Source organism: Arthrobacter sp. FW306-1B-F12A, assembly GCF_058781865.1.
The window spans coordinates 94,582-114,096 of sequence record NZ_JBYSXD010000001.1; the positions used below are offsets into that span (position 1 = coordinate 94,582).

Genomic DNA, 19,515 nt, shown 5'->3' on the forward strand with positions numbered 1-19,515 from the left:
CCAGGAAGCCCGGTTATCCAAGGACCAGGCGACTGATCCCGAAGAAGGCAAACCCGCCCGGAAGATGGTGGCAACGCTTGCCCGGGCCATCCTGGGCAACGTGGCTGCCCACATCGGGGCAATCCCGTTCACCGTGATTGTGCTCGCCCTGTACCTTCTCACTCCCGCGATCTTCGACTCAGATCTCGGGTACGGTCCCGACGTCTTGCGGCACCTTTCAAGCGTGAGCGGCGGAGGATTGAAGTCGGGGGACTGGTGGTCCATCTGGACGTCGATGTTCTTTGCAGCCAACCCCCTCGATTACGTGATGAGCTCGTTGTTGTTTGTCGTGCTGTTGGGCACTGCAGAGCGCAAGCTGGGGTGGTTCCGCACGGCGGCGGGCTTCTTTGGCGGACAGTTTGCCACGGTCACCGCTTTTCTGTTGGTGGTCCAGTTGGCAGCCTACGCCGACGACGGCTGGCTGGGGCGGATGATGGACGCCAGGACTTCCGGGCCGCTTCCGGCAACCCTCTTCGTCTCGATGGCGGCCAGCGGCCTTCTCCCGACCCTGTGGCGCAGGCGCCTGAGGGCGACCGCTGTGTCCTTGGCGCTCCTCTTGGTCCTGTACGTCGGCGACCCCTCAGCCGTCATGGCCCTGGCCGGAGCCGTGCTCGGACTGGGGGCGGGCCTGTGGCTCCAGCTCGACCACGGGATTCAACCGAGCCACCGGGCGACCAGGCGTGAAACCCGAAACCTGTTGTCCCTCATGGTGGCGATTTTCGGCGTCGGGCCCTTGGTGGCGGGCGCGGTGAGGAGCCCCGCGGGGCCGCTCGCGTTGCTCCGCGAAATGGTCCTGAACCCGGTCCCGACGCTCAACCAGTTACAGGCGAACTGCGGTGGAACCGTGGACATCAGCTGCCTTGAGCTTGGACGCCAGGGCTATCCCGGGCCCGCCGGCGTGGCCCTCGCGGTGGTGCCCGCGTTGCTTCTCCTGATCTGCGCGGTGGGCATGCGCCAAGGAAGGCGTTTGGCATTGAAAATCGCCATCGCCGTGCAACTCGGTGTGGTGGCTTTGTCCTTTGCCTATCTGGTGCTGTTTGCCAGCATTCCGCATTTTCCAGGGCGGGGCCGTACGGTAGTTATGGGCTCCGCGGTGTTCCACATTCTGACCCTCGCCATGGTTCCCCTTATCCTGGCGGTCCTGCTCTTCCTTTTCCGGGGCAACTTTGTGGTGGGCTCCAGGGCGCCGCTCCGCCGGAAAATGGCGTGGCTGGTTGGCGGTACGTGGCTCATCTTGGCGAGTGGCTACACCGGGGCCTGGCTCGGCTCGGGCGGTATGGCGCACGACGGCGGCATCCTCGGCCTCATTGCGGAACTCGCCCGGCAGTATCTTCCCTTGCCCATACCCACGGCCTTCGGTCGAGTGTTCGCGGAACGTAGCGCCGCCGAGTCGATATTGTTCGCGTGGTCCGGGATCATCTTCTGGCTCGTGGCCATGGCAGCGGTGTGGACGCTGCTCCTGAAACGGCAGCACGGGCCCGGCGGCGACGATCCGGCCCGCCTGGCGGCCAAGGCTTTGGTCAAACGCGGCGGGGAGTCGCTTTCGTGGATGGCGCTATGGGAGCCGAACAAGTTCTGGTTCACTCCCGGAATGGACGCTGGAATTGCCTACCAGCAGCACGGAAACGTGGCACTGACCCTTGCCGGACCGTTCGGTGATCCCGCACAAGCCCCTGCCGCGACCGAGGGGTTCCTGGACTACTGTGCGCACCATGCATTGGTGCCGTGCCTCTATTCCTGCACCGAGGAATTGTGGCCGATGCTGCAATCCGCGGGATTTCGCCGAATTGCGGTCGCCCAGGAAACCCGGCTCTCCATCCGTGACCTTGAGTTCACGGGCAAAGCGTGGCAAAACGTCCGTACAGCAAAGAACCGCGCGCTAAAGGCCGGCGTTGAAGCCCGGTGGGGGCGCTATTCGGAGTTTCCGCAACACGTACGCTCCCAACTCGGCGAAGTGTCGGAAGAGTGGGCCGCCAGGAAAAAGGTACCCGAAATGGGCTTTACCTTGGGTTCCCTCGACGAGCTGATGGACGATGAAGTGCTGTGCTGCATCGCCGTCGACCGCAAAGGGTTTGTCTATGGGGTCACCAGTTGGCTGCCGGTGTTTCGTGACGGGCGGGTGATCAGCTGGACCTTGGATTTCATGCGTCGGCGAAGCGATGCCTTTCCTGGCCTCATGGAATTCATGATTGCCTCGGCAGTGCACGAGTTGCGGCAGGGAGTGGAGGTCATTTCTTTGTCGGGCTCTCCTCTTGCCGGCGAGACCGAGGAATTCTCCAGCGGGGAAGCCGGCCTGGCGGGCATTCTCGACCTCGTGGGCAGGACCCTGGAACCTGTTTACGGATTCCGCTCATTGGCCCGCTTCAAATCGAGGTTCCAGCCGGAGTACAGGACTTTGTATATGTACTATCAGGACAGCCTGGAGATTCCCGCGATCGGCGCCGCGCTAAGCCGCGCATATTTGCCGGGGCTATCCGTTCGCCAAACTGCCAGGCTTCTCCGCACCCTGGTCGCCTGAAAAGGAAAAGGGGTCCCGCAGCCTGTGCGGAACCCCTTCCCTGAACCTGCCAAGCAGAATTCAAGCAGTCAAACTAGACGGCGGTTACGCCGGTGGCCTGCGGGCCCTTTGCGCCCTGACCGATCTCGAACTGAACACGCTGGTTCTCGTCGAGGGTGCGGAATCCGCCGGTCTGGATCTCGGAGTAGTGGACAAAGACGTCGCCTTCAGCGTCGTCCGGGGTAATGAAGCCGAAGCCCTTTTCAGCGTTGAACCACTTGACGGTGCCCAGTGCCATTTTTGTTTCTCCTCATTGTGGAACTATTAAGTCCGGCACACCGCGTGCCGGCCTTGGTTACTCCGCGAGAAGACCTGGTATTCCGTCCAAGCAAGGCCTGGTTGGCTTCGCAGGAGCTTCACGCTCGCAACACGTCTTGCGAGCATGAATCACACCTACACAAAGACTGCTACAACACTTTCATGGCCGATACTGGAGGTCAACGGTCTGCTGGGGAATTCCGACAAATTTTAAGTAAAAAGAAGGTAACGGAAGAAAGCGCGCCAGCCACGGGATCCGCCATAAGGAGCACGCAAATTCGGCCTAGGCGAGCCAATCACCATTGCGCAATACGCCAGCGAGTTGAAGCTCCTTGTCCACGACGACGAGATCGGCCCGCAAGCCCCTGCGAAGGCCGCCAAGTTCATCGGAGAGCCCCAGGACCGCGGCGGGAACCGCCGTCGCCGAGGCAACCGCGTCGGCGAGCCCGACGCCGGCCGCAACCGTGCGCCTGACGACGTCGAGCATGGTGGCGGTGCCACCCGCGATGGATCCCGTGGCATCCAAGGTAGCGACGCCGTCCGTCACGGTCACGGGGGAGGGGCCAAGCATGTAGTTTCCGTCGGAGAGTCCCGCCGCCGCCATCGAATCAGTCACGAGGACAACGTTTGCTGCGCCTACCAGCTGAAAGACGGTTGCGACCGTGCTTGGGTCCAGGTGCGTGCCGTCCGCAATCAGTTCCACCACGGCCTTGCCTTCCTGGGCCGTGCGAAGGGAGGCGGCCACGGGGCCGGGGGAGCGGTGGTGCATGGGAGGCATGCCGTTGAACAAGTGCGTGACGGTGGGCAGAGAGCTGACGCCGTCGAAACCGGCGGATTCCAGGCCCTCGCGCGCCGCAGTGAGGGAGGCTGCCGCCGTCGCGTCGTCGCAATCCGTGTGGCCAAGGGACGGCGTTACTCCGTGGAACGTCATCAGGTCCACGAGTGCCGCGGCGCCCGGAAGCTCTGGGGCATAGGTCATGGTTGCGAGCTTGCCTGCAGCGGCTTCAACGAGCTCCGTCATGAGGTCCAGGTCCGGTTCCAGCAAATAAGCAGGGTTCTGGGCACCGCATCGCGCGTGCGAGAGGAAGGGCCCCTCAAGGTGGATTCCCGCTACGAGTCCTTCATCGGCCAGGCGCACGAAAAGCTCGATGCCGCGGAGCAGGTCCTCCCGGGGCGCCGTGACCATGCTGGCGAGGAGCGTGGTGGTTCCGGAGCGGTGCAGGAAATCGATGGCCTTGCGCGCCGACGATTCATCAGCCCCGGGGAAGTCGCCTCCATTGCCGCCATGGCAGTGCACATCCACGAACCCGGGAACGATATACCGTTCAGCGGGGAAATCGGTCCGGGGAGTTTCCTCGAACCCCTCGAAGGCTGCTTCGTGGAATTCGGCGGCCGGCCCGGCGAAGGCGATGCGGTCGTCTTCCACCGCCACCAGGCCATCTTCGATCACCGCACCGTCGCTGACGATGGTTCCGGTGATCAGGTGGCGCGCAGGCGCAGAAGAAGATACAGGCCGGTCTGGGACAGTCATGTTTTGATTCTAGTTGCCGGGGACCGCGCCTGGCCCGGTTTAACCGGGATGAAGGCCGGGACCGCTAGAACAAACGGGACTCGCTGTCGTCCACGCCCCGCATCGCGTCATAGTCCAGGGTGACGCAGTCGATTCCGCGGTCGTTGGCAAGGACCTTCGCCTGCGGCTTGATCTGCTGGGCGGCGAAAATGCCCCGCACCGGGGCCAGCAGCGGATCGCGATTGAGAAGTTCGAGGTACCGCGTGAGCTGCTCGACGCCGTCGATGTCGCCGCGCCGTTTGAGTTCGACGGCGACCGTCCTGCCGTCGCCGTCGCGGGCGAGGATGTCCACCGGACCGATGGCAGTGAAGTACTCGCGCCGGATGAGCGAATAGCCGGCACCAAGTGTTTCGATCTGCTCGGCGAGCAGTCGCTGAAGGTCGGCCTCGACGCCGTCCTTGATGAGCCCGGGGTCCGTTCCGAGGTCGTGGGACGTGTCATGGAGTTGCTCGTAGATGTTGATGATGAGCCGGTCATCGGTCTTGGCCGACTGCACGGTCCACTGCTCCACCACGCCTTCTTCCACCTCGGTCTCTTCCGGCGTCGTCACCCGGAGGGTTGCGGGCGGGCTCATCCAGTTCAGCGGCTTGTAGGAGCCGCCGTCGGAGTGGACCAGCACCGAACCATCGGATTTGACGAGCAAAAGCCGGGTGGCAAGGGGGAGGTGGGCCTTGAGGCGGCCAACGTAATCTACGGAACAACGGGCTATGACGAGTCGCACCCGCTCCACTTTACTTCCTCTGCCGCATCCCCTGCCCCGCGCAACTAGCGACTGGGGCAGAATGGAGTCATGCCCCGCTCCAACCGCCCCCGACGCACCGAATCAGCCAAGGCAAGCTGGAAACGGACAGGCGAGTCGCCGGAACTGGACCTGGAACGTGCCCGCTCGGGCATTGCCCGCAGGGAAAGCGCCCCCGACGGCGACTGGATGGTCCGGACCATGACCGCACGCAATGCCGAGAAGACGTATATATGTCCCGGCTGTTCGATGGCCATCATGCCTGGCATCGCCCACCTGGTGGTGTGGTCCGAGACGCACCTCTTCGGCGACGCCGCAGGGCTGGCGGAGCGCCGCCACTGGCACAACAACTGCTGGACCGGCCGGACCTACAGATACCGCTGAGCGCTTAAGCTTGGAAGCATGAGTTTCGATCCCGCTTCCCTCGTTTTCAGCCAGCCGGAGTCTGCCACGGACATCAGGGCATCCACCGTTTTGCCGGCGCACCGCGAAAACGTGGAATTCCGCACCGAAGACGGCAAGTTGCTTGTGGGTGAGCTGGCGCTGCCGGAATCCGGCGAGATCTCGGCGACCCTTATTGCGCTGCACCCCCTGCCAACGCACGGCGGATTCATGGATTCGCACGTTTACCGGAAGGCGTCCTATCGGCTTCCGGCGCTGGCCGGCGTCGCGGTTCTGCGCTTCAACACGCGGGGAACGCATTCGCCCCGGGGTACCAGCCAGGGGCACTTCGACGAGGGCATCGGCGAGCGGTACGACGTCGAGGCTGCTGTTCGCTTCGCTGTGGTGCGCGGGCTTCCGAACCGCTGGTTGGTGGGCTGGTCCTTCGGCACCGAGCTGGCCTTGATGTACGGTGCGGTGGAACCGGTGGCTTCCCAAGTGGAGGGCGCCGTCCTGCTGTCTCCGCCGCTGCACCGTGCAACGGACGTGCATTTGAAGGAATGGGCTGCTTCGGGAAAGCCGCTGACGGTCCTGGTTCCGGAACACGACGACTATCTTCAGCCCGCCGAGGCCGCGGAACGATTCAGTTTGGTGCCCCAGGCCCGGGTGGTGGGGATCGACGGCGCCAAGCACTTGTGGGTCGGCGAGAAGTACGCTGCCCGGGTTTTGGACGAGATTGTGGACGACGTGACGGAAGCCGGTGCGGGTCCCCATGGCTTGCCTCGCCAGTGGGCAGGCCCAGTGGCCACGGCCTAATGGCTACGGTTTAACAGCCACCGCTCAGTGGCGGTCCTGGCGGACGATGAAGACTTCCTTGATCAGCAGCATGATGGCTGCGGCCGTCGGGATGGCGATCAATGCACCGAGCACGCCCAGCAGGCTGCCGCCCGCGATCACCGAGATCACGGCGACAGCACCCGGGACGGCAACTGCCTTCTGCATGATGCGCGGAGAGATGAAGTAGGCCTCGAACTGCAGATAGGCGAAGTAGCAGATGGCGTAGATCACGGCGGTCTGCCAGCCGGCGGTCAAAGCTACCAGGATGACCACCACAGCGGCAATCAGCCCGCCTACCAAGGGGATGAAGGCAAGCAGGGCAACCACGAACGCCAACAGGACGCTGAACGGAATGCCCAGGATGCTCATGACGATGAACGCAAACAGCGCGTTGAGCAAGGCAACACAGACCTGGCCGATCACGTAGTTGCCCACCGAGCGCGTGATTTCTTCGGATAGCGCTTCCACCCGGGGCCTGCGCGACCGTGGTGCGAGCCTGTATCCCCATCTCTTCATGGCAGGCAGGGCACCGAGGAAGTAGAGGCTGAGGACCAGGACGATCAGCGTCCCGAAGACCCCGTTGGCCACCGTGGATCCGAAGCCGACGACGCCGCCGAAGATACCGCCCATGGCGTCCGGGTTCTTGACGAACTTGTCGAGTTCCTGGCTGATCTTGTCGCGGACGCCGAATTGGCTGTCCAGGGAGCGGAAGAAATCCGAATCCACGAAGCCCCGGATCCAGTCCGGAGCCTGCCGGACGATCTGTGAGACCTGTTCCACGATGGTGGGGATCAGGGTGGCGAAAAACGCCGCCACTCCGGCAACGAGGACCCCGACGGCGATGACGACGCCGGCCGGGCGCGGCACCTTGCGCTCTTCGAGCCCGCGGACCACAGGGTCAAGTCCCAAGGCAATGAACAAGGCCGTCACGATCCACAACAGCAGTTGGGCGGTGTTGGTGCCGATGTAGTACAGCATGAGGGCGACGCCGACGCCGGCCGTGCCCATGAAGCCGACATACAGCGGGTGTTGCGCGGACATTCTCGGGCCGGGGGAACCGAAGCGCGGGCCGTCGGATTCATCCAAGGCGGGTTCGGCGGTTGCATCGTGCTCAAGTTCGGGAGGCATTTCGAAACGGACCCGCGGTTGGGCGCCGGGAATGGGCTGGCGGAGGCGGCGCACGAAGGACGCCATCAGGCCCTCGCCGTGATCCCTGCCGTCTTGGGCAGACCCATCATCCAAGCCACCCGGGCTGCTGCCGGGCCCTTGTTCGGCGGGTGTGGGATCCTTGCGCTCTTTCACGTGTTTCAGCTGCCTTTTCGTTCCGCGGTCAGGCTCGAGGGGTGCCCGATGTCATGTTGTTCGCCACACTATCAGCAGGCCGGAATTGCCGAATTCTAGAGGGTAAGCCCTCCGGCGGGAAGCCCTCTGGGAGGACCCCGAACTGACTCCTTGGTAACAAAACCGTTACCCTTGAAGTTCAACGACCGCTGATGATTGGTATTCCTGTGCGATTGAAGACTGCAGTTTCGCTGGTGCTGCTTGGCCTGCTGACACTGTTGGCCGGCATTGGCCAGCTGACCTTTTGGGCCCCGGCCGAGACCGTAACCGCGTCCGCCCCTGGCGACTCCAAAGCCGCTCCGCTGACGGTGATCACCCAAGACGTGTTGACCCACAAGGGCGGTCCGAGACAGATCAGCGTCAAGGGCGACGGCAAGTTCGTGTTGGCTGTGGGACGTCCGGATGACGTCGATGCGTGGGTCGGCAAGACCGCCCACAACACCATCAACGGCGTCTCCGAGGACGGCAAGTCCCTCCAGCTTGCAGGCACCGACGGCGAAGCAAACGCCCCCTCTCCTGCCGGATCGGACTTGTGGGTCCAAACGGAGAACGCCGACGGACAGCTGGAGTACACCTTCACCCCTCCCGCGAGCGGCAACTGGTCCCTCCTTCTGGCGAGCGACGGAACCAAGCCGGCGCCGTCGTCGGTCTCCATTACATTCGCCAATGATGCCACCATGCCGTGGGCCGTACCGCTCATCGTCATTGGCGCGATCCTCATTGTCGCGGGTGCGGCGTTGCCGTTCGTCAGCAAGTTCACCAAGGGCCGGGGCGGCCGCCCCAACGGTCCGCGGGGCGGCGTAACCACCGGAAACTCCCCGGAGACCGCCAGCAAAGGCACCGCCGATGAAACCGACAAGGACCCCCTGGGCGAGGACACACCTGCCGGGGACGGACCTGCCCAGGACACCAACAAAGGCACAGCCGCGGGTCCCGCACTTCGTATTTGGCTTGTAGCCGCAGCTGTTGTGACGGCCCTCGTCGGTGGCACCGCGGCAGGTGCCCAAGCGGCCGAGACTCCTTCTCCCTCCGGATCCGCGGCGCCGGGCTCCGGATCCGCGACGGCGAGCCCCGCGGGGACCGCCGGAGCGCAGAACGTCCCCGTCTTGGTGGACGCGCAGCTCAAGCGCGTCCTGGACCAGGTCGCCGGCGCCGTGGCGGCCGGAGATGCCGCACGCGATGCCTCCAAACTTGCTCCCAGGGTTGACGGCGCGGAACTGCAGGTGCGCACGCAGAACTATAAAATACGGTCCCAGGTTGCTACTCACGAGGCGCGGATGCCCGTCCGGTCCAGCAAGTTGCTGGGCAGCGTCATCTCCAACCAGCGAACCTGGCCCCGCACTGTGATCGCCCTGACCCAGGGCGATGGCAACGTGGTTCCCCAGGTCCTGACCCTCGTGCAGGCCTCGCCGCGGGAGAACTACAAGCTGAAGAGCACTTCCCCGCTTCAGCCGGGAACGTCCTTCCCGGCGATCCCCTTGGGCGGAACCGCGCAGTTGGCGGCCGGAGACAAGTCCGGGCTGCAGTACAGCGGGACCGAGGCGATGGCAGCCCTGGGCGATCGCTTGACCAAGGCCGATTCGGCATTCAAGGACAAGCTCGTGGAAGGCACCAACTCGCCCTACATAGCCGATGTCCTTGACTACCAGGCGAGCACGGTCAAGTCCGGTACCAACGGCAATTTCACCTTCACGCACACGCCCTCTCCGACGGATACGGCAGTGTTCCGCACCTCCGACGGCGGCGCCGTGGTGGTGGGAAAGCTGAACTTCGATTTCACCAGCAAACCCAAGTCGGATGGAGACACGCTGACCGTGGACAAAGCCGCGGCAGTGCTCGCGGGCGGGGATTCGACGAAAGTCGGCCTTGTGCAGACCTTCTCGGAGTCGGTAGCCGTTTACATTCCGCCGGCAGGCTCGACCGCTCCCATGAAGCTCGTCGCCGCGGTCCGCGGCCTGGTGGGAGCCAGCTTCCAGTAGGCAAATGCTGTCGGCGCAGCGGCTAGAGTGGACGGTATGAGTTCGCCAGGATCCCGTCCCGTCTCTCCAGCCGCTGCCAGCCAGCTCAACCTGCGCGGCGCCGTCGACCTCTCTGCATTGCGGCGCCCTGCGCCGGCGGCACCGAGCGGTGCCCCGGCTGCCTCCGGCGGAAGCCCGGGAAGCGGCCAGCCCCTTCGCGTAGATGCCACCGAGGCCAATTTCCAGGACCTCGTCCAGCTCTCCGCGCAGATTCCCGTCCTTTTCCTCTTGTGGTCCAATCGCTCCTTGGAGGCCTCGACCCTCCTTCATAGCCTCGAAGGCGTCGTCGAAAGCTACGCCGGCAAAGTGGTGCTGGCCGCGGCGGACGTGGACGCGTTCCCGCAGCTTGCGCAGGCATTTCAGGTCCAGGCTGTCCCCACCGCCGTCGCGGTCCTGAAGGGCCAGCCCGTGCCGCTCTTCGAGGGGCCCGCGTCGGACCAGGAAATCCGTGCCCTCATCGATGAACTCCTCAAGGTGGCCGAAGCCAACGGCGTAACGGGCAGCATCGGCGCTGGCCCCGCTGCTGCGGAGGCCCCTCCTTTGCCGCCGCTGCACCAGGCAGCCTTCGACGCCATTGAAGCGGGGGATTACGCCGCCGCCGCCAGTGCCTACCGCCAGGCGCTGGCCGAGAAACCGGCTGACGCCGAGGCGAAGGCCGGACTTGCCCAGGTGGAACTCATGGGCAGGATTGAGCTCCTGACGGCAACGGATGCCGAAGCCATGCGTCAGCGTGCGGCGGAGGAGCCGGACGATATCGAAGTACAGCTCACGGTGGCCGACCTCGACATCTCGGGCGGACACATCGAGGACGCGTTCAACCGCATCATCGCATTCATTGGCCGCAACTTCGGGCCCGAGCGCGAGACGGCTCGTGTGCGCCTGCTGGAGCTGTTCGACGTCGTCGGTATTGCGGACCAACGCGTTGCCAAGGCCCGGCAAGGTCTGGCGCGGGTCCTCTTCTAATGACGCAGCCGGCGTTGTTCAGTCCGCTTCAATTGCGCTCCTTGACGTTGCCGCATCGCGGCTGGGTTTCCCCGATGTGCCAATACAGCTGCTCGCCCGACGGCGGGGGCGGCGTGCCGAACGATTGGCACCTGGTGCATCTTGGAGCGTTTGCCACGGGCGGCGCGGCGCTCATCCTCACCGAGGCGTCGGCCGTCAGCCCGGAGGGGCGGATCAGCCCGCGGGACGCCGGACTGTACACGGACGAGCAAGCGGACGCCTGGGAGCGGATTGTGGACTTCGTCCACCGCAACAGTGCGGTGGGCGGCAAGATCGGCGTCCAACTGGCGCACGCCGGCCGCAAGGCTTCCACCTATTGGCCTTTCGCGGAAGAGAGCGGATCCGTAGCGGAGTCCGACGGCGGGTGGGTTACCCGCGGCCCCGGAGTCGAGGCCTTCGCCGGGCTTGCAGCTCCTCGCGCCATGAGCGAGGCGGACATCCACGCCGTGATTTCGGATTTCGCCGCGGCGGCCGGACGGGCTGTGGACGCCGGGTTCGACACGGTGGAGATCCACGGCGCGCATGGCTACCTCCTGCACCAATTCCAAAGCCCGCTCATCAATAAGCGCGAGGATTCCTGGGGAGGCAGCGAGGCGGCACGAAACCGCTTGATGCTTGAGGTCGTTGACGCCGTCCGTGCGGTCATTCCGGATTCGATGCCGTTGCTGCTGCGGATTTCCGCCAGTGATTGGGCCGAGGGCGGCATCGACATTGACGCCTCGGTGCGTCTCGCGAGGGCCGCGGCCGAGCGCGGCGTGGACTTGGTGGACGTCTCCAGCGGGGGTGCGGTGGCCCACCAGCGGATCAAGGCCGGCCCGGGATACCAGACGGGATTCTCCGAACAGATCCGGCGCGAAGCGGGAGTTCCCACCGGAGCCGTCGGATTCCTGACATCCTCAGGACAGGCCGAACACACTGTAGCTACGGGCCAAGCCGACGGTGTATTCATGGCACGGGCAGCCCTCCGCGATCCGCACTGGTGGCTCCGCGCGGCATTTGAACTCGGCTTCCCCTTGGATTGGGCGCCGCAGTATCAGCGCGCGGTTCCACGGCACAGCTTCTAGGAGCTAGTCCTTTGGGATGAGGCGGATCCGTAAAGGCGCCCCGTAGTTCCCCCTCCGGGACGACCCCTGGCACGGCCCCCGGGGCTAGGCTGACTGCATGACTGTCCAGCTTCCCGGTTCCCCTCCCACATCCCCGGTGCCCGCCTTGGCCCTGCGCGGACTGGCGAAACGCTTCGGCGGCAAAATCGCCGTCGACGGCATCAGCCTGGACGTCCCGGCCGGCTCCTTCTACGGCGTCGTTGGTCCCAATGGGGCGGGCAAGACCACCACGTTGTCCATGGCCACCGGCCTCTTGCGGCCGGATTTCGGGACGGCCTACATCCACGGCGTGGATGTGTGGACGAAGCCGCTCGAAGCCAAGAAGCTGATGGGGATACTGCCCGACGGCGTCCGCCTCTTCGACCGCTTGACGGGTGAGCAGCTTGTTACCTACGCCGGCTTGCTCCGCGGCATGGACAGGGACGTCGTTGCCCAAAGGGTGGGAGAGTTGATGGCCGCCCTGGATCTCAGCGCCGACGCCGGCACCCTCGTGGTGGACTACTCCGCCGGCATGACGAAGAAGATTGCCCTCGCGTCGGCGCTCATCCATGCGCCCAGGCTGCTGGTGCTGGACGAGCCCTTTGAGTCCGTGGATCCCGTCTCGGCAGCCAATATCAGGGGAATTCTTGACAACTATGTGGCCTCGGGAGGGACGGTCATCGTCTCGAGCCACGTCATGGACCTTGTGCAGCGCATGTGCGACCACGTAGCCGTCGTGGCTGCCGGCAGGGTCCTCGCCGCCGGTACCGTCGACGAGGTCCGCGATGGCGCCACGCTCGAGGACCGCTTTGTGCAGCTCGTGGGCGGCGGAAACCAGACGGGGGGCCTGGAATGGTTGCGCACCTTCTGAGCCTGAAGTGGCGGCTCCTGCTGAACGGCTTTCGGCGCAGCCCCGGCCAGCTTGTGGGAATCGCGATCGGAGGGCTCTATGCGCTGGGGGTCGTCGCGACCCTCGTGGTGACGCTCGTCGCCCTGCGGTGGGCCGACGCCGAGACGGCCCACACCGCCGTCGTCCTCGGTGGCGCCGCCGCGATCCTTGCCTGGGCAATCGTTCCCCTGATGGCCTCGGCCGCCGACATGACGCTTGACCCTTCCCGCTTCACGACGTCGGCGATTCCCATGCGCCAGCTGCTGGCCGGGCTTACCCTCGCCGGATTCATCGGATTGCCGGGCTTGTCCACGACGATTGTGGCCTTGTTCACTGCGGCCACATGGTGGCGCAGCGTGCCGGCGGCGCTCGGCGCCCTGCTGGGTGCCGTGCTGGGCGTGCTGAGCTGCGTGGTCCTGTCGAAAGTCATCACGACGGCGACTGCAAGCCTCGCGGCCTCCCGCCGTTTCAAAGACGTGAGCAGCATTGTGGTCTTTGTTCCACTCGTGCTGATGGGACCGATCGTAGCCGGCGTCTTCAGGGGAGTATCCGGTTCCACGGGCTATCTCCCGGAACTTGCCCGGACGGTCTCCTGGACTCCACTCGGAGCTTCCTGGTCGCTTGGCGGGGATCTGGCGTCCGGAGATATTGCCGCCGCCGGCTCGAAGGCATTGATCGGCCTCGCCACTCTCCTCGTGTTGTTTGCCGCCTGGAATGCGTTGCTCAAGCGGGCGCTGGTCACTCCGCCATATTCGGGTGGATCAAGGAAACGCGGCGGCAAACTTGGCTTGTTCGGACTGCTGCCGGCAACTCCCACCGGTGCCATTGCCGCACGCTCCCTCAGCTACTGGGTCCGCGATCCGCGCTACGCAGCTTCGCTGATGGTGGTCCCGTTGTTGCCCGTGATTTTCCTGTTCCAGTCAGCGCAGTCCGGAAGCTACTCCATGCTGGTGATTCTGGGACCCATGGCCGCCTTTGTCCTCGCATGGTCTATTTCCGCGGATGTCTCCTACGACAACACCGCCTTTGCCTTGCATCTGGCCACCGGGGTCCGCGGCATTCACGACCGGCTCGGCCGGGCCTTGGCCTGCCTGGCATTCGCCCTCCCGGTGGTGTTGATCTTCGCCGTCGGGCCCTTTTTCCTGACCGGCGACTGGGGCTGGTTGCCCGGTGTCCTGGGTCTTTCCCTCGGTGTGCTGTTCACCGGACTGGGCCTGGCCTCCATCGTGTCGGCACGGTACACGTCCACCGTGCCGTTGCCCGGTGACAGCCCGTTCAAGAAGCCGCCGGGAAACGTTGCCCAGACACTGGCGGTCCAGTTCGGGGGAATGGCAGTCTTGTTCCTCCTCGTCCTTCCGGAGCTTGTCCTGGTGATTGTCCAGTCGGTCACGGGCGATCCACTGTGGGGATGGATCAATCTGGCAATTGGTACGGTTCTCGGAGCGGCATTGTTCGTTGCGGGTGTCCGGATCGGCGGCCGATGGCTTGACCGGCGCGGGCCGGAGCTCTTCGCGCAATTGAGCGTCAACCGTTGATTCCATGAACGACAATGACAAGTTATGGGACATGGGATAACCTCGAGTTTGAACCAGTCGATCCGGGAAACACAGCTAGAAAGGTCGTGGACGATGGAAGTTGTCATCCTTCCGGGAAGCAAGCAGATCGGGGCGCTTGCCGCGGATGCCATCGAGGCGCTGCTCCTCCGAAAGCCGAATGCCGTCCTGGGCCTGGCCACAGGGTCCTCTCCGCTCCCTGTCTACGACGAATTGGCGCGCCGCCATCAGGAAAGGGGCCTCGACTTCAGCCAGGCACACGCCTTCGCCCTTGACGAATACGTGGGGCTCGAGCCTGGCCATCCGGAGTCGTACCGTGAAGTCATCCGCCGTGAATTCACGGACCGCGTCAACATCGACCCCTCCAACGTCCACAGCCCGGACGGTACCGCGGCCGACCTTCCCGCGGCCTGCCAAGCGTACGAGGACTCCATGCGCGAACTCGGCGGCGTTGACTTGCAGATCCTCGGCGTGGGCACCGACGGCCATATTGGATTCAACGAGCCCGGCTCATCGCTCGCTTCGCGGACCCGGATCAAGACGCTGATCGAGCAGACCCGCAAGGACAACGCACGGTTCTTCAAGAGCATCGACGATGTTCCCCACCACGTGGTCACGCAGGGTTTGGGAACCATCATGGATGCCCGGCACGTGGTCCTGATCGCTACGGGTGCCCAGAAAGCCCAGGCCGTCAGGGACTTCGTCGAGGGGCCGGTTGCGGCCATTTGCGCGGCATCAGTGCTGCAGATGCACCAGCACGCCACCATCTTGATCGATGAGGCTGCGGCGTCCTCGCTCAAGCTCGCCGACTACTATCGCCACACCTATGACAACAAGCCGAAATGGCAGAGCATCTGACACGGTGCATCTGATCGCGAAGCTGCAGCGGCTAAGATGGATGGCATGACGACGCTGCCTCCGGACCCATTCGAAAACGATCCCATGCGCGAGCTTTCCGGAGCCGGAACTTCCACTGCAACCATTGAGCGCGAGGAATTGCGCCAAGAAGTGGAACCCGGTGACCGGGAGCGTTTCTCGCACTATGTCCGCAAGGAAAAGATCATGGAGTCCGCCCTGACGGGCGAACCCGTGATTGCGCTGTGCGGTAAAGTGTGGACCCCTGGCCGGGACCCGCAGAAGTTCCCGGTCTGCCCCGAGTGCAAAGAAATCTATGAAGGACTTCGCCCGGGTAACGACGGCGGAGACAAAGGCGGCTCGGGCGGCTCCAAGTAGCGAGTAAGCCCCAGTAGTCGGGTATTTCCTGGTAGTAGGCGGGGGAACGCTTTCCCCTGCCTGTGTGCTGCCCTGCGTGATTCGGCGCATCCGGAACAGATTGGTGTTTTTTGTGGTTATTTGGGTTTCGCTGGCTGCAGCGGCCTTGCTTGGAATCGTTGCTGGTCGGGGGGAATCCGCGTGACTGAAACACTCTTCGGCGGCCCGGCGCTGCCTCCGGCCTATCCGGAACGCGCAGCCTGGGGAACCGCCCCGAAGCTGCGCGCCTGGCAGCAGGAAGCGCTGGACCTGTACTTGAACGCGAGCCCGCGCGATTTCCTCGCCGTGGCAACGCCGGGCGCGGGTAAGACCACCTTCGCCCTGCGGATTGCGTCCATGCTCCTTGACAGCGGAACCGTGAACCGCGTGACGATCGTCGCCCCTACCGACCACCTGAAACGGCAGTGGGCGGACGCCGCCGCCAGGGTGGGCATTGCCATCGATCCGAACTTCAAGAATGCGGACGGCCAGCACGGCAGGGGCTTCGTCGGCGTCGCAGTGACCTATGCGCAGGTGGCCAGCAAGCCCATGCTCCACCGGGCCAAGACCGAGGCAGCCCGCACCCTGGTCATCCTCGACGAAATCCACCACGGTGGCGAAGCGTTGTCCTGGGGCGACGGATTGCGCGAAGCATTCGATCCAGCGGCGCGGCGCCTGGCCCTCACAGGAACGCCTTTCCGTTCCGACACCTCACCCATCCCCTTCGTGGAATACGCCGAAGACCGTGACGGCATCCGCCGCTCGAAAGCGGACTACACCTACGGTTACGGCAATGCCTTGAGGGACCACGTCGTCCGTCCCGTGCTGTTCATGGCGTATTCGGGCCAGATGCGATGGCGCACCAGCGGGGGAGACGAAATGGCGGCTTCCCTCGGCGAGGCCGCCGTGACCAAGGACATCACCTCCCAGGCGTGGCGGACCGCGCTGAACCCCAGCGGCGAATGGATCCCCGCCGTGCTTGCTGCCGCTGACAAGCGCCTCAGTGAAGTGCGGCGCACCGTGCCCGACGCCGGCGGTCTGGTGATTGCCACGGATCACGACGACGCCCGCGCCTACGCCGGTCAGCTCAAGAAGATCACGGGTCAGTCGCCCACCGTGATCCTGTCCGATGATTCCAAGGCTTCGCACAAGATCGAGGAGTTCACCGCCAGCGACAAGCGCTGGATGGTGGCCGTCCGCATGGTGTCCGAAGGCGTCGACGTCCCCAGGCTTTCGGTCGGCGTCTACGCGACGTCCACCTCCACGCCGCTGTTCTTCGCCCAGGCCGTGGGCCGCTTCGTCCGTGCCCGCAAACGCGGGGAAACGGCGTCGGTCTTCCTGCCCTCCGTGCCACCCCTCATGGCCTTGGCCAACTCCATGGAAGCCGAGCGGGACCACGCGCTGGACCGGCCGGAGAAGGAAGATCCGGACGGCCTCTTCAACCCCGAAGAGAGCCTGATGGCTGAGGCCAACCGCGAAGAGAAGGCCTCGGACTCCCTGGAGAAGGGCAAATTCGAGGCCCTCGATTCGCAGGCATCCTTTGACAGGGTGCTGTTCGACGGCGGCGAATTCGGTACGGGAGCCGATATCGGCTCCGAGGACGAACTTGATTTCCTCGGGATCCCCGGGCTGCTCGACGCCGAACAAGTGGGAACGTTGCTTCGGCAGCGGCAGCATGACCAGCAGTCGAGGAAGAAACGCCAGTCTCCGTTGGCTGCCGCTGCGTCACCCGCGGTTCCGGACCACCGCATGCTGATGGACCTGCGCAATGAGCTCGCAAAAAACGTCGCGGCCTGGTCGGCCCGTACCGGCACCCCGCACGGCGTCGTCCACAACAAGTTGCGCGAAGTGTGTGGCGGACCGGCAGTCGCGCAGGCGAACGAGGAGCAACTGCAGTCGCGGCTGCGCAAGCTCCAGGATTGGTTCATCGGACGGAAGTAGAACTGCTTGGCAGGGCTCCTGCCCTTAGCGCTGCCCCAGCTCGACGCCGTTTTCTTCCAGTTCCGCGTAGGTCTCGTCAAGATCTTCCGCGATTCCGGCGGTGAGTTCACCGATCACCGTCACCGAGTAGCCCGCCTGCACGGCGTCCAGCGCGGTGGCCCTGACGCAGTAGTCGGTCGCGATTCCCACCACGACGACTTCTTCCACTCCGTGGCTCTGCAGCCAGTCATCGAGCCCGAGGGCGTCCTCATCCAGCTCGACGGAGGGGACTGCACCGGGCGCGAGTTCGCCCATGGGCACTTCGTCTTCGGGCGCCAGGACTCCTTCGAATCCCGAGTAGGCGGCCGTGTACTGTCCCTTGCGGAAGTAAGCCTGGACGTATTCGGCGTCGAGATCCGGGTGGAGCTCCGCGCCCTTGCTCCCGGCGCGGCAATGCGGCGGCCAACTGTCCACGAAGTCCGGAGTTTCCGAAAAATGGCTGCCCGGGTCCACGTGCCAGTCCTGCGTAGCCACGACGTGGTCGAAGTGCTGATGGTTCGCGTCCAGGTATTCGCTGATAGCAGCCGCCGTGGCGGCGCCACCTTCCACGGCGAGGGAGCCGCCTTCGCAGAAATCGTTCTGGACGTCCACGATAATCAGGGCACGGGACATTCAGTCCTCCTCATAGACGGTGGGGATTGCCGGCTCACCGCGCTGCAGCCTGCGCACAACCGGAGGCAATTCGGCCATGGTGGCAGCGTGGCGTTCCTGTGCCCGGACTACGCCCTCGTGTCCGGTCCATCCCGGGAGCAGCTCACCGTTCTTGATGAATTGCTGGAGCAACTGACGGTCGTTGCCATCGTCTTCCGGGCGGTGTCCGATGCCTACGATCTCCTGGGTTGCGATGCCGAGTTCGTTGAGCTTGCGCAGGGCGTATTTGCGGCCGCCCACGCTGGCCTTGTTCTTGGCTACCTTGGCCACGGGAACGAATTCTCCGGCATCGTTGGTCCGGCTGACGAGCTTGTAGACCATGCTGGCGGTGGGCGCTCCCGATCCTGTGACCAGCGAGGTGCCCACGCCGTACACATCCACCGGGGCCGATTGCAGGGCCGCGATCGCGTATTCATCGAGATCCGAGGTGACGACGATCCGGGTGTTGATGTTGCCGAGGTTGTCCAGCAGCTCGCGGACCCATTGGGCTTGGGCCACGAGGTCTCCGGAGTCCAGCCGGACGGCCCCGAGTTTGTCACCCGCGAGTTCCACCGCGGTCCGTACCCCGACCTCGACATCGTACGTGTCCACCAGGAGCGTGGTTTCCGGTCCGAAGGCGGCGATCTGGGCTTCGAAGGCCTCGCGCTCGGTGTCATGCAGGAGAGTGAACGAGTGGGCGGCCGTGCCCACGGTCTTGATGCCGTAACGGCGTCCGGCTTCAAGGTTGGAGGTGCTGCCGAAACCGGCGATGACCGCAGCGCGGGCTGCCGCCGTCGCGGACTCCTCCTGGGTGCGCCGGGAGCCCATCTCGATGCAAGGCCGGTTGCCGGCCGCGCTGGTCATCCGGGAAGCAGCAGAAGCAATCGCGGTGTCATGGTTGAGCACGGACAAGATGTACGTTTCCAGGATGCAGGCTTCCGCGAACGTTGATTCGACGATCAGGATGGGCGAGCCGGGGAAGTAGGCCTCGCCCTCCGGATAGCCCCAGATGTCGCCGGAAAACCTGTAGTCGGCGAGGAAGTCCAGTGTTTGCCTGTCAACGACTTTGTGCTGATCGAGGAACGCGAGCTCGGCATCGCCGAAACGGAAGTCCTTGATTCCCTCAAGCAGCCGGCCGGTGCCGGCGACGATGCCGTAGCGGCGGCCGTCGGGCAGGCGGCGGGCGAAGGCCTCGAAGACCGAGCGCCGGTGCGCCGCGCCCGAATGGAGGGCGGCTTCCAGCATTGTCAGCTCGTAGTGATCGGTATACAACGACGTGCGGGGGTGGTCCCAGGCGACGGATCTACTCACGAATTCACTCTAGTCCCCACCGCCTCCCACGTCTCGCTTCGCTCAACGCGGGGCCCTCGGCGGTGTGGGCCCACCCA

Annotated in this window: 17 protein-coding genes; 11 read left to right on the top strand and 6 right to left on the bottom strand. The window is 64.6% G+C overall.

Going from position 1 to position 19,515, the window contains the following annotated elements; all coding sequences use genetic code 11:
- Positions 1–64 precede the first annotated feature (64 nt).
- On the top strand, positions 65–2,557 hold the full coding sequence (locus tag AC3WJU_RS00480) for a bifunctional lysylphosphatidylglycerol flippase/synthetase MprF (RefSeq protein WP_492258941.1): 2,493 nt from the start codon (positions 65–67) through the stop codon (positions 2,555–2,557).
- Between the two features lie 73 nt (positions 2,558–2,630).
- On the opposite strand, the gene AC3WJU_RS00485 is transcribed toward AC3WJU_RS00480, so the two are convergent.
- The 3 genes from AC3WJU_RS00485 to nucS form a co-directional block, all read right to left on the bottom strand.
- Positions 2,631–2,834 (bottom strand): cold-shock protein, encoded by a 204-nt coding sequence (locus tag AC3WJU_RS00485; protein ID WP_028264741.1) that lies wholly within the window; start codon positions 2,832–2,834, stop codon positions 2,631–2,633.
- A 303-nt stretch (positions 2,835–3,137) separates the two neighbouring features.
- Complete coding sequence (gene nagA / locus AC3WJU_RS00490; RefSeq protein ID WP_492258889.1) at positions 3,138–4,385, bottom strand: N-acetylglucosamine-6-phosphate deacetylase; 1,248 nt, start codon at positions 4,383–4,385, stop codon at positions 3,138–3,140.
- Between the two features lie 64 nt (positions 4,386–4,449).
- On the bottom strand, positions 4,450–5,145 hold the full coding sequence (gene nucS, locus AC3WJU_RS00495) for an endonuclease NucS (RefSeq protein WP_284988405.1): 696 nt from the start codon (positions 5,143–5,145) through the stop codon (positions 4,450–4,452).
- Positions 5,146–5,214: 69 nt separating this feature from the next.
- On the opposite strand from nucS, the gene AC3WJU_RS00500 reads away from it, so the two are divergent.
- Together AC3WJU_RS00500 and AC3WJU_RS00505 are read left to right on the top strand one after the other, a co-directional pair.
- Positions 5,215–5,547 carry an Rv1322 family protein gene (locus tag AC3WJU_RS00500; RefSeq protein ID WP_284751215.1) on the top strand — a complete coding sequence of 111 codons (333 nt, stop codon included), beginning with the start codon at positions 5,215–5,217 and terminating at the stop codon, positions 5,545–5,547.
- 18 nt (positions 5,548–5,565) lie between these two features.
- Positions 5,566–6,360 carry an alpha/beta hydrolase gene (locus tag AC3WJU_RS00505; RefSeq protein WP_492258890.1) on the top strand — a complete coding sequence of 265 codons (795 nt, stop codon included), beginning with the start codon at positions 5,566–5,568 and terminating at the stop codon, positions 6,358–6,360.
- A 24-nt stretch (positions 6,361–6,384) separates the two neighbouring features.
- On the opposite strand, the gene AC3WJU_RS00510 is transcribed toward AC3WJU_RS00505, so the two are convergent.
- Entirely contained in the window at positions 6,385–7,575 is a 1,191-nt protein-coding gene (locus tag AC3WJU_RS00510; protein ID WP_284988486.1) for an AI-2E family transporter, read from the bottom strand.
- 299 nt (positions 7,576–7,874) lie between these two features.
- Here AC3WJU_RS00510 and AC3WJU_RS00515 point away from each other — a divergent pair, with 299 nt between their 5' ends.
- From AC3WJU_RS00515 to AC3WJU_RS00550, 8 genes are all read left to right on the top strand, one after another.
- Entirely contained in the window at positions 7,875–9,701 is a 1,827-nt protein-coding gene (locus AC3WJU_RS00515) for a DUF8094 domain-containing protein (protein WP_492258891.1), read from the top strand.
- Between the two features lie 36 nt (positions 9,702–9,737).
- Positions 9,738–10,703: a tetratricopeptide repeat protein gene (locus tag AC3WJU_RS00520; protein ID WP_284988403.1), complete on the top strand. Its 966-nt coding sequence runs from the start codon at positions 9,738–9,740 to the stop codon at positions 10,701–10,703.
- A complete protein-coding gene (locus tag AC3WJU_RS00525) occupies positions 10,703–11,806 on the top strand; it encodes an NADH:flavin oxidoreductase/NADH oxidase (protein ID WP_492258892.1) in 1,104 nt (367 codons plus the stop codon). The genes AC3WJU_RS00520 and AC3WJU_RS00525 overlap by 1 nt, the downstream gene beginning before the upstream one ends.
- Positions 11,807–11,903: 97 nt before the next feature.
- The gene (locus AC3WJU_RS00530; protein ID WP_284988401.1) at positions 11,904–12,695 is read left to right on the top strand and encodes an ABC transporter ATP-binding protein; all 792 of its coding nucleotides are present in this window, start codon (positions 11,904–11,906) and stop codon (positions 12,693–12,695) included.
- Complete coding sequence (locus AC3WJU_RS00535) at positions 12,677–14,248, top strand: ABC transporter permease family protein (protein ID WP_441437140.1); 1,572 nt, start codon at positions 12,677–12,679, stop codon at positions 14,246–14,248. The genes AC3WJU_RS00530 and AC3WJU_RS00535 overlap by 19 nt, the downstream gene beginning before the upstream one ends.
- Positions 14,249–14,341: 93 nt before the next feature.
- Entirely contained in the window at positions 14,342–15,124 is a 783-nt protein-coding gene (gene nagB, locus AC3WJU_RS00540) for a glucosamine-6-phosphate deaminase (RefSeq protein WP_059387621.1), read from the top strand.
- Positions 15,125–15,160: 36 nt separating this feature from the next.
- Positions 15,161–15,499: a DUF3039 domain-containing protein gene (locus AC3WJU_RS00545; protein ID WP_059387622.1), complete on the top strand. Its 339-nt coding sequence runs from the start codon at positions 15,161–15,163 to the stop codon at positions 15,497–15,499.
- A 180-nt stretch (positions 15,500–15,679) separates the two neighbouring features.
- Complete coding sequence (locus AC3WJU_RS00550; protein WP_306960893.1) at positions 15,680–17,458, top strand: DEAD/DEAH box helicase; 1,779 nt, start codon at positions 15,680–15,682, stop codon at positions 17,456–17,458.
- Between the two features lie 24 nt (positions 17,459–17,482).
- Here AC3WJU_RS00550 and AC3WJU_RS00555 read toward each other — a convergent pair whose 3' ends face one another.
- On the bottom strand, positions 17,483–18,109 hold the full coding sequence (locus AC3WJU_RS00555) for an isochorismatase family protein (RefSeq protein ID WP_059390254.1): 627 nt from the start codon (positions 18,107–18,109) through the stop codon (positions 17,483–17,485).
- The gene (locus tag AC3WJU_RS00560; RefSeq protein ID WP_284988398.1) at positions 18,110–19,438 is read right to left on the bottom strand and encodes a nicotinate phosphoribosyltransferase; all 1,329 of its coding nucleotides are present in this window, start codon (positions 19,436–19,438) and stop codon (positions 18,110–18,112) included.
- Positions 19,439–19,515 lie beyond the last annotated feature (77 nt).